The organism is Sphingobium fuliginis (assembly GCF_004152845.1).
Taxonomy (GTDB): Bacteria; Pseudomonadota; Alphaproteobacteria; order Sphingomonadales; family Sphingomonadaceae; genus Sphingobium; species Sphingobium fuliginis.
The window spans coordinates 191,830-205,337 of record NZ_SEON01000009.1 but is presented as its reverse complement, the minus strand read 5'-3'; the positions used below and the strand labels follow the sequence as shown (position 1 = coordinate 205,337).

At 64.5% G+C, this 13,508-nt stretch carries 16 protein-coding genes, 1 tRNA gene and 1 rRNA gene; 6 read left to right on the top strand and 12 right to left on the bottom strand.

Translation table 11 applies throughout. The features are described from left to right. A 5S ribosomal RNA gene (gene rrf, locus EWH10_RS19440) occupies positions 1-91 on the top strand; the annotation flags it as partial. 66 nt (positions 92-157) lie between these two features. After that, positions 158-234 (top strand) — tRNA-Met (locus tag EWH10_RS19435). A 201-nt stretch (positions 235-435) separates the two neighbouring features. Here EWH10_RS19435 and EWH10_RS19430 read toward each other — a convergent pair. The 5 genes from EWH10_RS19430 to pgeF form a co-directional block, all read right to left on the bottom strand. After that, a complete protein-coding gene (locus EWH10_RS19430) occupies positions 436-657 on the bottom strand; it encodes a hypothetical protein (protein ID WP_048578800.1) in 222 nt (73 codons plus the stop codon). Further along, positions 657-2,282 carry an IS66 family transposase gene (gene tnpC / locus EWH10_RS19425; RefSeq protein WP_065846205.1) on the bottom strand — a complete coding sequence of 542 codons (1,626 nt, stop codon included), beginning with the start codon at positions 2,280-2,282 and terminating at the stop codon, positions 657-659. The genes EWH10_RS19430 and tnpC overlap by 1 nt, the downstream gene beginning before the upstream one ends. Before the next feature lie 60 nt (positions 2,283-2,342). Beyond that, complete coding sequence (gene tnpB / locus EWH10_RS19420; protein WP_030541462.1) at positions 2,343-2,690, bottom strand: IS66 family insertion sequence element accessory protein TnpB; 348 nt, start codon at positions 2,688-2,690, stop codon at positions 2,343-2,345. Continuing rightward, entirely contained in the window at positions 2,687-3,016 is a 330-nt protein-coding gene (locus tag EWH10_RS19415; RefSeq protein ID WP_048578798.1) for a transposase, read from the bottom strand. The genes tnpB and EWH10_RS19415 overlap by 4 nt, the downstream gene beginning before the upstream one ends. A 121-nt stretch (positions 3,017-3,137) precedes the next feature. Continuing rightward, entirely contained in the window at positions 3,138-3,899 is a 762-nt protein-coding gene (gene pgeF / locus EWH10_RS19410) for a peptidoglycan editing factor PgeF (protein WP_044661144.1), read from the bottom strand. A 164-nt stretch (positions 3,900-4,063) separates the two neighbouring features. On the opposite strand from pgeF, the gene EWH10_RS19405 reads away from it, so the two are divergent. Continuing rightward, the gene (locus tag EWH10_RS19405) at positions 4,064-5,680 is read left to right on the top strand and encodes an amino acid permease (protein ID WP_044661145.1); all 1,617 of its coding nucleotides are present in this window, start codon (positions 4,064-4,066) and stop codon (positions 5,678-5,680) included. A 32-nt stretch (positions 5,681-5,712) separates the two neighbouring features. Here EWH10_RS19405 and EWH10_RS19400 read toward each other — a convergent pair whose 3' ends face one another. Further along, complete coding sequence (locus EWH10_RS19400) at positions 5,713-6,987, bottom strand: multidrug effflux MFS transporter (RefSeq protein WP_044661146.1); 1,275 nt, start codon at positions 6,985-6,987, stop codon at positions 5,713-5,715. 196 nt (positions 6,988-7,183) lie between these two features. Here EWH10_RS19400 and EWH10_RS19395 point away from each other — a divergent pair, with 196 nt between their 5' ends. Beyond that, the gene (locus EWH10_RS19395; RefSeq protein WP_044661147.1) at positions 7,184-7,480 is read left to right on the top strand and encodes an SEL1-like repeat protein; all 297 of its coding nucleotides are present in this window, start codon (positions 7,184-7,186) and stop codon (positions 7,478-7,480) included. 188 nt (positions 7,481-7,668) lie between these two features. On the opposite strand, the gene EWH10_RS19390 is transcribed toward EWH10_RS19395, so the two are convergent. The 5 genes from EWH10_RS19390 to EWH10_RS19370 are packed head-to-tail and all read right to left on the bottom strand — an operon-like array spanning position 7,669 to position 10,923. Continuing rightward, a complete protein-coding gene (locus tag EWH10_RS19390; RefSeq protein WP_044661148.1) occupies positions 7,669-8,814 on the bottom strand; it encodes a GNAT family N-acetyltransferase in 1,146 nt (381 codons plus the stop codon). After that, complete coding sequence (locus EWH10_RS19385) at positions 8,807-9,532, bottom strand: glycerophosphodiester phosphodiesterase family protein (protein WP_044661149.1); 726 nt, start codon at positions 9,530-9,532, stop codon at positions 8,807-8,809. Before EWH10_RS19385 ends, EWH10_RS19390 begins: the two co-directional genes overlap by 8 nt. Further along, complete coding sequence (locus EWH10_RS19380) at positions 9,516-9,977, bottom strand: RidA family protein (protein WP_044661150.1); 462 nt, start codon at positions 9,975-9,977, stop codon at positions 9,516-9,518. The genes EWH10_RS19385 and EWH10_RS19380 overlap by 17 nt, the downstream gene beginning before the upstream one ends. Next, complete coding sequence (locus EWH10_RS19375) at positions 9,974-10,630, bottom strand: HAD family hydrolase (protein ID WP_044661151.1); 657 nt, start codon at positions 10,628-10,630, stop codon at positions 9,974-9,976. Before EWH10_RS19375 ends, EWH10_RS19380 begins: the two co-directional genes overlap by 4 nt. Beyond that, the gene (locus EWH10_RS19370) at positions 10,627-10,923 is read right to left on the bottom strand and encodes a DUF3572 domain-containing protein (RefSeq protein ID WP_044661152.1); all 297 of its coding nucleotides are present in this window, start codon (positions 10,921-10,923) and stop codon (positions 10,627-10,629) included. The genes EWH10_RS19375 and EWH10_RS19370 overlap by 4 nt, the downstream gene beginning before the upstream one ends. Before the next feature lie 78 nt (positions 10,924-11,001). On the opposite strand from EWH10_RS19370, the gene EWH10_RS19365 reads away from it, so the two are divergent. After that, positions 11,002-11,364 (top strand): response regulator, encoded by a 363-nt coding sequence (locus EWH10_RS19365; protein WP_170825584.1) that lies wholly within the window; start codon positions 11,002-11,004, stop codon positions 11,362-11,364. A gap of 73 nt (positions 11,365-11,437) precedes the next feature. Here EWH10_RS19365 and EWH10_RS22160 read toward each other — a convergent pair whose 3' ends face one another. Beyond that, positions 11,438-11,560, bottom strand: a complete 123-nt coding sequence (locus EWH10_RS22160) for a hypothetical protein (protein WP_255308956.1) — start codon at positions 11,558-11,560, stop codon at positions 11,438-11,440. Between the two features lie 2 nt (positions 11,561-11,562). On the opposite strand from EWH10_RS22160, the gene EWH10_RS19360 reads away from it, so the two are divergent. Further along, on the top strand, positions 11,563-13,437 hold the full coding sequence (locus EWH10_RS19360; RefSeq protein WP_044661154.1) for a PhoX family protein: 1,875 nt from the start codon (positions 11,563-11,565) through the stop codon (positions 13,435-13,437). Positions 13,438-13,508 lie beyond the last annotated feature (71 nt).

The following is a 13,508-nucleotide window of genomic DNA, read 5'->3' as shown; positions in this document are numbered from 1 at the left end:
CCACCCGATCCCTTCCCGAACTCGGACGTGAAACCAGTCTGCGCCGATGGTACTGTGGCTCAAGCCCCGGAAGAGTAGGGCGTCGCCAGGCATTATAGCTCGCGCTTCACATTAACCCATTCGCAATAAATGCGGCCTCCGCAGCGATCTCTAGTGTCGCGGGATGGAGCAGCCCGGTAGCTCGTCAGGCTCATAACCTGAAGGTCGTAGGTTCAAATCCTACTCCCGCAACCAGAGGCCGCAATTCAACTGCCATTTCATCAGCCATGAACATGTCCCATCGATCTTTCGGATCGGTGTCGGACTTTCATTGCGCCGACATGCGTCACCTGTTCCCCGAATAGGTTCCGGCGCAAAATCGCACGGCAGGCGTGCGCGGAGGTTTGAATCCCGCCACGGTCCTTTGAGCGGTAGGCATTCGGTGAAGACCGCGGGCTACTGGTGATCGCGTTTATGCTCGCCGAGCAGGTCGCGAAGGCACTCGATGCCGTCTTCGGACAGGGCCAGCACCGCATGCTCTTCGACGCCGTAAACCCAGATAACGCCGTCTTCGGTGTCCATTTGCTCGGTGAGTTCGTGGAGCAGGTCCTCGCTTTCCTCCCATTCTTGGGCGACTTTCGCGAGGGTTGTCACTGCATAGACCTTGTTCCGCTGCATCAGGCTGCCAGTTCCTCTACCGGAGCCCTCTGATGATCGGCTTTCCAGTTCCAGGGAAGCAGCTCATGGAGACGGTTCTGGGGGATGTCGGCGATGCGCGCGAGAACGTCGGCGAGCCAAGCCTGCGGATCGATGTCGTTGAGCTTTGCCGTGCCGATAAGGCTCAGCATGAAGGCCGTGCGCTGGCCGCCGCGGTCTGAACCGGCGAATAGCCATGATTTTCTGCCCAGGGCTATACCTCTGAGCGCGCGTTCCGCCGCGTTGTTCGAGAGGCAGATGCGGCCGTCATCGAGGAACGCGGCGAAGGCCGGCCATGCCTTGAGCATGTAATCCATGGCCTCGGCCACATCGCTGTTCTTCGATAACTTTGAGCGGTTCTCCCGCATCCATTCTTCCAGATTGGCAACCAGCGGTGCGCTGAGTTCCTGCCGAAGGGCGTGTCGCTCCTGTGCCGGCCTGCCGTTGATGGCGCGCTCAATGTCGAAGATCGCGTCGATGCGGCGGACCGCTTCCACTGCCAGCGGCGAGATGACGGCCTTCTTGCGGCGCTTCTTGAGCTGCGCGGCGACATCGGCCAGCTCGAAGAAATAACGGCGCGCGTGGCTCCAGCACAGGGCGCGGGTCAACGGCGCCGGCAGGCGGTCGGCATGGAACAACGCATTGTAGCCGGCATATGCGTCAGCCTGAAGGATGCCTCTCCAATTGCGCAGATGTCCCACGGGATGCTCGCCCCGCCGGTCGCGGGAATAATGGAAGATCGCCGCGGGCGGCGCGGGCCCGCCAAAAGGTCGATCATCCCGGACATAGGTCCAGATCCGGCCCGTATCGGTCTTGGTCTTGGCCAGAACCGGCACCGTCGTATCGTCGCCATGCAGCCGTTCGGCGGCTAGGACGTGGGCTTCGATCAGAAGGTAGAGCGGCATCAGCGCGGCGGTGCAGGCGCCAACCTGATCGGCCAAGGTGGAAAGGCTCAGTTCCACGCCCTCGCGGGCATAGCGATCACGCTGGCGGTTGAGCGGCTGATGCGCGCCAAACTTCTCGAACAGCAGCATCGCCAGGAAGCTGGGGCCAAAGAGCCCGCGGGGCGTCACATGGAACGGCGCTGGCGGTTGGGTGATCTTCTCACAATCCCGGCAGGAGAACTTCTCCCGCACGGTCTGGATCACCTTCCACTGGCGCGGCACGACCTCGAGTGTCTCGGTGATATCCTCACCCAGCTTGCACAGCCGATCCGAGCCGCAGCAGGGGCAGGTCTCGGGCGCGGCGATGACAACGCGTTCGCGTGGCAGATGTTCGGGCAAGGGCTTGCGGGCGGGGCGCTTGCGCTCGAACGGCGCGACGTTGGTCTTCGCCGCGGCCAGGGCAGCCAGAAGCTCATCTTCGCTGGCAGCGCTCTCGCACTCCTCGAAGGTCAGTTCCATCTGGTCGAGCAGATGGCGCGTGCGTTCGGATCGCTGGCCAAAAAGGGTGCGGCGCATCTTCTCGTTTTGCAGTTCGAGAAGGGCGTTACGGGCTTCCAGGTCGGCGTTGATGGCCTTGATGCGGGCGACTTCAGCGGCGACAGCCTCGGCAGCGGCAAGCCGCTCGCGAAGGCTGTCGATCTCTGCCTGTGCCTCGTTCCCCATGGCCAATAGCATAGCCAAAAAGCACCGGAATCTCTAGCTTTTTAGGTCATGCCGGGGCTTTTATCCGGCCAATGTCGGGCGCCATGTGGCCTGCGGATTACGCCAGTCGATCGCCTCCAACATGCAGGCCATCTGCGAGGGGGAGATGGCAATCACGCCGTCCACGGCCGAAGGCCAGATGTACTTCCCGCGCTCGAGACGCTTGGCATAAAGCGACATGCCGACACCATCATGCCAGATGATCTTGCAGAGGTCGCCGCGCCGCCCTCTGAAAATATAGAGATCGCCAGCAAAGGGATCGCGTCCGAAACTCTGCTGCACCTGCAGGGCCAGGCTGCGCATCCCACGCCGCATGTCCGTGTGCCCCGTCGCGATCCATATCCGAACGCCGGAGGGGACTGGGATCACGGCTTGACCGACCGCAGCACTGCCGACACCAGCCCGGGCGATGCGCCAGCGGGAATATGCACGATCGCCCGCTCGAACTCCACGGTGATCGCCGTCCCAATGGCCGGTGCCGGATCAGGATGCACCTGCACCTCTGCAAAGCCCTGCGCTGCCTGCTCCATCTGCCGCCGCCATCTGTAGATCTGGTTCGGCCGAAGATCAGCACGGCGGGCAATCTCCGCCACGTTCGCACCGGGCGCCGATACCGCCGCGACCAACTCGCGCTTCTGCTGGTCGGTCCATACCCGCCGCCGCTCCGGCCCCGAAATTACCGTGATCTGACTCATCGCACCGTCCCTAGTACCGGTGCAAACACCGGCGCTTGCACCGGTGCCATGTCAGAATATCAGCGGATCACCGCAAGGCGGCCCTCACCGGAGCGATACTTTGAGCGGCCGATTCCCGCTCCTAATCCTGCAACGCGATCATCGAAATCTGCCGGCCATAGTCGGCTTCTCCCCGATGGCAGGAACGGCGGTAACTGTAAAAGCGATCCGGCTGGCCATAGGTGTCCTCGTCCAGCAGTTCGATCTGGCCGATTCCCGCATCTGCCAGCCGCGCAGCTACATAGGCGGCGATGTCGAACTGGCAATGCCCCTCGCGCCCTGCTGAGAAGAAGCGATCATTTTCCGCATCCGCCGCCGCGAAGCGCTCTGCGAAATCCAGGGTTACTTCATAGGATGAGCGCCCGATGCAAGGCCCTATCGCGCAGGCGATCCGGTCGCGTGCGGCGCCCAGCGCCTCCATCGCCTCGATCGTCCGATCCGTGACACCGCCCAAGGCACCCTTCCACCCTGCATGCGCCGCGCCAACGACTCCGGCGGAAGCATCGGCAAACAGCACCGGCACGCAATCGGCGGTGAGAATCCCCAATATCAAACCAGGCCGATCGGTCACCATCGCATCGGCTGCCGGCCGTTCGTCGGCTTCGACAGGCGCCGTGACCGTGACCACATCGGGCGAATGAACCTGGTGGACCGTCACCAGCGTCGCACCCGGCAGCAGCGCGTCGCGGGCGAGATCCCGGTTGCGCAGAACCGCGCCGCGTTCGTCCTCCGAACCCAGTCCGACGTTCAGGCCCGCATGAATTCCGGTCGAAACGCCACCGCGCCGCCCTGCGAAACCGTGCAGGACGTCGCCCAAACCCGCAGCCCGCAGCAACTCGACCACGCTTCACTCCTCAACATCGTCATGGGAACCGCTTTTGCACCATGTCCTGAATGCGCAACATACTTGCGCACGGCGGATTAGGCGATAGTCTCCGTTCCATCACAAAAGGGGAGCGGCCGCAACGGTCGCCTGGGCAAAAGACTTCAAAGATAAAGGGCTCCACCATGATTTTCGGGCGCATAAAGCCATTGGATGCCATATTGGCCACGGCCGAGAAGAAATCTCTCGTCCGTACCCTGGGGCCGGTTCAACTGACGCTGTTGGGTGTCGGTGCGATTATCGGCACCGGTATTTTCGTTCTGACCGCCGCCGCCGCGCAGAAGGCCGGGCCGGGCATGATGTGGAGCTTCGTCATCGCGGGCGCCGTCTGCGCCTTCGCGGCGCTCTGCTATTCCGAGATCGCCTCGATGGTACCCGTATCGGGTTCCGCCTATACCTATACCTATGCGGTCGTCGGGGAATTGCTCGCCTGGATGGTGGGCTGGGCGCTGATCCTGGAATATGCGGTCGCGGCCAGCGCCGTTTCGGTGGGCTGGTCCGGCTATTTCATGGGATTGCTCAAAAGCATAACGGGACTGGAACTGCCACAGGCGCTTTCGGCGGGACCCGTCTGGACGATGAACGGCCTCATCCCGCATGCCGATTTCTCCCATGGCGTCATCAACATTCCCGCCATCGTCGTTGCGCTCGCCGTCACCGCTCTGCTGGTGATCGGCACCACGGAAAGCGCCCGCGTCAATGCCGTGCTCGTCGCCATCAAGGTGACAGCGCTCACCGCCTTCATCCTCTTGACGCTGCCCGTGCTGGACACCGGCAATTTCTCGCCCTTCGCGCCCAATGGCTGGTTCGGCCCGGAAGGCACAAGCGGCATGGGCATCGTCGGCGCGGCCGCCTCGATCTTCTTCGCCTATGTCGGTTTCGACGCCGTCTCGACCGCGGCGGAGGAAACCAAGAACCCGCAGCGCAACGTGCCCATCGGCCTGATCGGCAGCCTTGCGCTGTGCACCATCTTCTATCTGCTGGTGGCTGGCGGCGCGATCGGCGCCATCGGCGCGCAGCCGGTGCTCGGCCCGGACGGCGCCGTCGTCGCGCCCGGATCGCAGGGTTTTGCCGCCGCCTGCGCCACCGCGGCCCATGCGAAGGACCTTGTCTGCTCCAACGAAGCGCTCGCCCATGTGCTGCGTGAGATCAACTGGACCGTGGTGGGCAACGCCCTGGGCCTTGCCGCCAATCTGGCGCTGCCCTCGGTCATCCTGATGATGATGTTCGGCCAGACCCGCATCTTCTTCGTGATGGCGCGCGACGGCCTGCTGCCGGAAAAGCTGGCCAGCATCCATCCCCGGTTCAAGACGCCCCATGTCGTCACCATGGTGACGGGCGTCTTCGTCGCCATCGGCGCCGCGCTGCTGCCCGTGGGTCAGCTCGCGGACATCTCCAATTCCGGCACGCTCTTCGCCTTCTTCATGGTGTCGATCGCCGTGCTGGTGTTGCGCGTGAAGGAACCGGGCCGCGCCCGTCCTTTCCGCACGCCGCTGGTGTGGGTGATCGCCCCGATGGCGGCCATCGGCTGCATCTTCCTCTTCTTCAACCTGCCCTTCGATGCCCAGCTGGTCCTGCCGGTCTGGGGCGGCCTCGGCCTCGTGCTTTATTTCATCTATGGCTATCGCAAGAGCCATGTGGGACGCGGCCTGATCGAAACCCACGAACAGGATGCCGGCATTCCGCCTCAGCCCGTGCCGCCTTTGCCGGGCGCGCATACGCCCGGCGGCCGGGACGCCTGATCGACGAAGGGGGCGGCCACACCGCCCCCTTTTCAGTGCAGCGGTTCGAATTCCGGATCGCGCAGCGCGCCATGATGGGGGCGCGTGAACAAATTGCCCCGTTCGGCCCAGGCGACGATCAGGAAGGAGATCGAGCCGAACACCGCCAGCCCCAGGGTCAAAGGCAATGTCGTTCCGTCGAAGGCGCGGCCGATCAGGCTGCCCAGCGCGCTCGACACGGCCGTGGTCAGGAACGCCTGGAAGGAGGAGGCGACGCCCGCGCCCCTTGCGAAGGGTTCCATCGAGATCGCGCTGAAATTCGATGCGGTGAAGGCGATGGTCATCATCGTCGCCGCCTGCAGGATCATGAAGCTGACGATGGTTTCATGCCCCGTCAGGATCACCGCCAGATGCGTGACATTGATCGCCACCAGACAGAGCAGCGCCGTCTGGCTCAACCGCCGCGCACCGAAGCGCGAGACGAGCCGGCTGTTGAGCAGGCTGCCGATCCCCATGCTGCCGGCGATGGCAGCGAAGGCGAAGGGGAAGATCCTCTGCGCCCCGAATATGTCGAAGAAAATCTGCTGTATCGAGAGGATGAAGCCGATCAGGCCACTCATCACGACGCCGCTCGCCAGCATATAGCCGATCGAGGTGCGGGTGCGCAGGATGGTGCCGACCGTGCGGAAAATCGTGCCCGCGCTCATGCGCAGGCGATTTTCGGGCAGCAGCGTTTCCGGCAGGCGCATGCTCATCCACAGCAGGACGGCCGTCGCCAGGATCGCGAGCGCCCAGAAGATCCAGCGCCAGGGCGCGATCCACAATATCGCTTGGCCGAATGTCGGCGCCATGACCGGGATCAGCATGAAAACGGCGAAGATCAGCGACATCACCCGGGCCATCGCATCGCCCCTGAACCGGTCGCGGACGATGCCGACGGTGATCACCCGGCTGGCCCCCGCGAAGAAGCCGGCGCTGACCCGGCCGACGAGCATCATGGCGAAGCTGTGCGCGCCCGCGCAGGCGATGGAGGCGAGGATGAACAGCGCCATCGCGCTGCCCAGCACCCGCTTTCGCCCATATCGGTCGGACAGCACGCCGAACAATAGCGATCCGACCCCCAATCCCATGAAATAGGCGCTGATGATCAACTGCCGGTCATTGGGGTGCGGGACCGAAAGATCCCGGCCGATGTCGGGCAAGGCGGGCAGCATGGGATCGATCGACAGCGCGTTCATCGCCATCAGGCAGGCGCAGAGCATCACGAACTCATGGAACGCTATGTCCTTTTGCGGCTGTGCTGCGGCGACGTCGCGTTGATCGGTCATGCCGGTGGCTATGGGGACAATCGCGCGGACGCGCCACCCCTTTAGTGCCTTCGCGGGGCATTGCCTTTGCCGCCCATGGCATCATCGCGGCTCCGATCTATGGTATCTGCCGTGTTAACCATTTTTTATCCGCTGCCGGTGCAGCCTGCCGCTCGTCGAAAACCATCGCGTCGAAATCCATGAGGGGGATTCGGTTATGGCTAATGGACTGAAGAGTGCGCAGTTTCTGATGGAAAGCCGCTTCGCGGGAGCAGCCGACCGAACGGCGGAGGCCTGTTTCGATCTGGGTGTCGCCTATAGCTGTGGCACGGGTGGTCTGCCCGTCGATCTGATCGAAGCGCATAAATGGTTCAATCTCGCTGCGCTCAAGGGCAGCGAGGAAGGGCAGACGATGCGCGCGGAAGTGGCCGGGGAAATGTCGGCGCGCGAAATCGCCGAAGCGCAGCGGCAGGCGCGTGCGCTGATCGCCGCGACGCAACTGCGGGCTGCCTAGGCATTTCCAGCAGGGGCATCGCCTGACCGCCCGGAAATGGCGACAAGGCAAAAGCCTGGGGCGGTCGCGCCGATGCAAACGGATCGGTGCGATGATCCACCGGGAAATAACGGGGCTACTCTCCAGCCTTTGCAGGAGCACGGGGCGCCTTTGATCGGACCTGACCGTCTGCCCACAGCCCCTTTGCATCAGTCCGGTCGTGCCTCGCCCTTTCGAAAGGGTGTCCTTTCGGTCAGCCACGTCCTGTCGCGCTGCACGCCCTGCCGCTCTGCCGCCAGGAAGTCGGCAACGGCGCGGCGGAAGCTGGCATTGGGTATGAAATGCGCGGAAAAGGTCGGTTCCGGCGCATAGCCGCGCGCCAGCTTGTGGCCACCCTGTGCGCCGGCCTCCACCCGTTTCAGCCGGCGGGCGATGGCGATGTCGATCGCCTGATAATAGCATAGCTCGAAATGCAGATTGGGCACGTCCTCGGTACATCCCCAATAGCGTCCATAGAGCGTATCCGCGCCGATCAGGTTGAGCGCGCCGGCGATCGGTTGCCCATGCCGCAGCGCCAGCACCAGCAGCACCCGGTCCGCCATGCTTTCCCCCAGCATGGAGAAGAAGGCGCGGGTCAGATAGGGGCGCCCCCATTTGCGCGCGCCGGTATCCTGGTAGAAGGTCCAGAATATGTCCCAATGCGCCTCCGTCAGCGCGGCCCCGGTCAGGTGGACGATCTCCAGTCCCTCGACCGCCCTTTCACGTTCCTTGCGGATATTCTTGCGCTTGGCGCTCGACAGGTCGGCCAGGAAGTCGCCGAAATCGCCATAGCCGCGATTGGTCCAGTGGAACTGGCTGTCTTCCCGGATCAGCCAGCCTGCCGCCTCGAACAGCGGCACCTGCTCCGGCGCGATGAAGGTCGCATGGGCGGAGGACAGCTCATTCTGCTGCACCACCGCCTCGATCCCGGCGATCAGCGCCGGGGCGAGGGCTTCGTCGCGCAGCAGCAGCCGGGGGCCCGGCACCGGCGAAAAGGGCGCGGCGATCTGAATCTTCGGATAATATTGCCCGCCGGCCCGCTCCCAGGCATCGGCCCAGCCATGGTCGAACACATATTCGCCCTGGCTATGGGTCTTGCCATAGAGCGGCGCAGCGCCGGCGATCCGCCCATCCGGCCCGTCGATGACCAGCGGCAGGGGCTGCCAGCCGCTATTTCCGCCGACGCTGCCGGACCGTTCCAGCGCCGTCAGGAAATCCCAGCTCATGAAGGGATTGGCATCCCCCGCGCAGGCATCCCACTCGTCGCGCGGCAATTCGGCCACGCCTTGGGCAAGGCGCGCCACGCACTCAGTCATGCGACCGCTCGAAGATGATCTGGTCCGCGTGCAGCGCCGCGCGGGCACGCTGCTCCTCGCCACGCACCGTCCATGTCAGCACGGGCAGGCCCCTCCGGCGGGCGTCAACGGATAAGGAGGAAGGCAGGTCGCGAATGTCACAGGCGATAAAATCGGGTTTCGCCGCCCAAAGTGCAAGGGCGCGCCCGATTCTGTCGCGCCAGCCGCGCTTGCCCTGCTCCGTGATCACCAGCCCGCGCGCGACCATGGGACGGTGACGCCGGAACCAGCGCATCGCCACGGGATTGAAGGACATGACGGCCGCCGGCGTCTTGGGCCGCCGCGCGAGATCGTCGGCAACCGCCACGCAGATCGGTTCGACATGCCGCCCGTCCACCTTGATCTCGATGAGCAGCGGAACGTCCGTCCCGCACAGGTCGAGCAGGGCGCGAAGGCGGGGAACGCCGCCGCCGTCCGGCAGCATCAGCCGGTCTATCGCTCCGGCATCATGATCCTGCACAGCCCCATTCTCGCCCGTCATGCGGCGCAGCACGGCGTCGTGGAAGACAATCGCCACATTATCGCGGCTGAGGCGGACATCGCATTCGATGCCGAAACCGCCGGCGATGGCGGCCGCGAAAGCCGCCATGCCGTTCTCGCTGATCCGGCCCCCATGCAGCCCGCGATGGGCGAAGGGGCGGGCGATCAGGAAGGGGAAGGCGTCAGGCCGGGCGGACAAGGACGATCGCGTCGATCTCGACCACCGCGCCCAGCGGCAGCACCGGCACGCCCACCGCGCTGCGGGCATGCTTGCCCGCTTCCCCGAAGACCTCGACCATCAGTTCGGATGCGCCATTGGCGACCTTGGGCTGGTCGGTGAATTCGGGCGTGCTGCTGATGAAGGCGCCCAGCTTCACGATCCGTTCGACCCGGTCCAGGCTGCCAAGCGCCGCCTTCATCTGGGCGATCAGGTTGAGGCCGCAGGCCCGCGCCGCCTTGACGCCATAGTCGAGGTCGCGGTCCTCGCCCAGCCGGCCCGTCATCAACTGGCCGTCGGACAGCGAGATCTGCCCGGAGATATGCAGCAGGCCGTTCGCTTCCACCGCCGCGACATAGGCGGCGACCGGCGCGGCGGCGGCGGGCAGGGTGATGCCCAATTCGGTCAGGTGGGCTTCGATGCTCATGCGGATGCTCCTTGAGTGGTCGGTAAGGTTTCGGGCGCCGGACCCTCGGCCAACCGGGCCGCGATCCAGGCTTCGGCGGCCGCCCAGTCGTCGATCCGGGCGTGGGCCCGCGGCGCGGCGGCTATCGTGCCGGCGATCTCCGGCTCACCCACCATGTGCAGGCGCCAGACGCCCGGCGCATGATCCGCCACCGAGCCATGATGCTCGGCCAGGTCGTCGATGAACAGGGCGACGCTGGGCCGGCGCTCCGCGACGATGGCGGCCAGCGGCTGACCCTTGCCGCCCTGGTTCCAATAGACGGTGAAGGGGAGGCCATGGGTCGCGAGCTGCTCCTCCCTCTGCCGGTGATGCCGCTCCGTGATATTGGTGAGGACAACGATGTCCGCGATCCCGCTCAGGCGGCGCATCGCCTCCACCGCCCCGGCGATCGGCGTCTGGCGATGCATTTCCGTATCGAAGAAACCGATCAGCAATTCCCACACCAGCGCGCGCTCCAGCGGCTGGCCGCTGTCCTTGTGCCGCAGCGCCCCGCCAAAGCCGCGCTCACGCATGTCGAAATGGACATTGTGGTTCTCGCCCAGCCATTGCCGGAAGGGCACCACCATATGCAGCAGCACCTCGTCGCAGTCGGTGATGATCAGGGGGCGGGTCATGCGATCAGGGACTCCCTTGCGGCGATCAGCGCCTCCGGCCTGCTGTCGATGCTTTCGGCACAGGCGATCAGATCCGGTTCATGATCGGCCAGGAAGCCCAGCACCGCACTCAATATCGCCGGATCGCCCACGCCGTTCCTCAGCGTATCGGCGTCCAGCCCGGTCAGCGCCAGCAGCCGGTCGGCGCGGCGATCGTCCGCCAGTGTCCAGGCCAGCGCCATCAGGGCCAGAACGGATGGCTCCCGGGTCTCGTCTGGGATATGTTGCTTGCCATGGTTAATGTCGGGACGCATGATTGATCTCAACGAAGGGCGGGCCTAGGTGGACGCACTTCCATTATGTTTGCGGATTTCTCCAAACGCGGGTGACTGGTGGCAAAGCGCGTGCTCGTTGTCGAGGACAACGAACTCAATCTCAAACTTTTTTGTGACCTGCTGCGCGCGCACGGGCATGAGGTGCTGCCGCTGCGCGACGGGCGGGACCTGCTGGCGCAGGCGCGCGAATTCCATCCGGACCTGGTGATCACCGACATTCACCTGCCGCATATCAGCGGGCTCGACCTCATCATCTCGCTGAAGCGGGACGCGCAATTGTCGTCGGTGCCGATCATGGCGGTCACCGCCTATGCGGGCCATGGCGATGAGGAACGGATTCGCGGGGCAGGCGCGCAGGCCTATGTGTCCAAGCCGATTTCCGTGCTGCGCTTCATAGAGCAGGTGAACGCTCTGCTCTAGGGCGCGGGTTTGCCCGTTGCGGCCATGAAATCCTCCCTCTCCGCCGCCTGAAGCCGGGATTGTCACCGCCCGGTCATACGGCTTTCATCGATCCGTCTCCCTTTTGCAGCCATGTCGTCACGCGGCTCTGCCATGCCGCCGTCGCCAAGGGCGCGGCGTTCAGCCGACAGCCCGGATTGTACACAGGGGTATTCATCCATGTCTCATCTGACCGACGAGGCGCGCGCGGCTTTCCGCGATGCGCAGCCCAAGATCACTGCCGGCGAAGACAGCCTGGAATCGATCGTTGCCGCCAATCCGGCGCGCCGCACCGTGCTGAAGAACGGCCTGCTCGGCCTTTCCATGCTGCCGATGCTGGGTGCGCTCACGGCCTGCGGCGACGATGACGATTCCGGCTCGCCGACACCCACGCCCACGCCGACGCCAGCCCCGGCGCCCAGCTACGCCATCAACTTCGCACCGGTCGCGATCAACGGCAACGACACGGTCACGGTTCCCGCCGGCTACACCGTCGATGTGCTGCTGAAAGCAGGCGACTCGGTCGAAACCGGCGCCGCCTATGCCTCCGGCAGCTTCCCCGGCAGCGCGGCTCAGACCAATTTCTGGGCGGGCGGCAATCATGACGGCATGGAATTTTTCGAACTGTCGGGCGTCGACCCCAACAGCGGCGGCCTGCTGGCGATCAACCATGAACTGCCGGATTACAACATCCTCTTTTCCAGCGGCGCCTATAATGCCGCCACCGCTACGGCCGACCAGAAGGCCATCGCCCTGTCGGCGGTCGGCGTTTCCGTCGTGGAGGTCGCCAAGGGCACGGACGGCAAGTTCGCGGTCAAGGCTGGCTCGCGCTTCAACAGGCGCTATAGCGGCAACACGGACTATCGCGTCGGCGGCCCCGCCGCGGGCCTGCTCTCCCCGACCATCCGCGGCACGCTCAACAACTGCTCCTCGGGCCGCACGCCCTGGGGCACCTATCTGACCTGCGAGGAGACGACCAACAACTATCTCGACCCGACGCAGCCCAACAACAATTATGGCTGGGTGGTAGAGATCGACCCCTATCAGGAGCTGGCCGCGCCGACCAAGCGCACCGCCATGGGCCGCTTCTCCCATGAGAATACCGCCTATATGGACGATGCCAACAACCGCGTCGCCTTCTATATGGGCGACGATTCGACGCCGGGATGCATCTACAAATTCGTGCCCGACCGCGCCTACAGCACCGGCAACCGCGCGTCGAACATCGACATGCTCGACTATGGCACGCTTTATGTGGCGCGCTTCAACGCGGATGGCACGGGTGAATGGCGGGCGCTGGTGCAGGGGCAGAATGGCTTGGTCGCCAATGCCTCCGACCCGGGCAATGTCAGCCAGTCGACCACCCCGCCGACCCCCACGACGGTCAGCTTCAACAGTACGGCCGATGTGCTCATCAACGCCCAGTCGGCGGCGCGCGTCGCCGGCGGCACGCTGATGGACCGGCCGGAATGGATCACGGTCGCGCCGAACCGCCAGGCGATCTTCGTCACGCTCACCAACAATAGCGGCCGCCGCGTCACCGATAACCCCAATCCGCGCACGACCAACCTGCACGGTCATATCCTGAAGTTCCGCGAAAATGGCGATTCGCCGCTGGCGACCCGCTTCACCTGGGAAGTCTTCCTGCTGGCGGGCAATCCCAATCTGGCCGAAGCGAATCTGAAGGGGAACATCAGCGGCGATTATTTCTCCAGCCCCGATGGCCTCCGCATCGATCCGCAGGGCCGCCTGTGGGTCCAGACGGATCACAACCTCACCGGCAATGCGGGCACGCTGAACGGTGCGGCGGTCAACATGACCCAGGCCTTCGGCAACAATTCGATGTACCATGTCGACCAGACGAGCAATGCATCCAAGCGCTTCCTGGTCGGTCCCGTGGGTTGCGAGATCACCGGCATCGCCTATACGCCGGACCTCAAGAGCTTCTTCATCAACATCCAGCATCCGACCGGCAACTGGCCGGTATCGGGGCAGCAGCCACGCTCCTCGACCATCGTGGTGCGCCGTACGGATGGCCAGCCGGTCGGTAATTGATCGATCCGGCTTGGCGGATTTTGGCTAATCCAAGACATTCCCCTCCCGCAAGCGGGAGGGGTTAGGGGTGG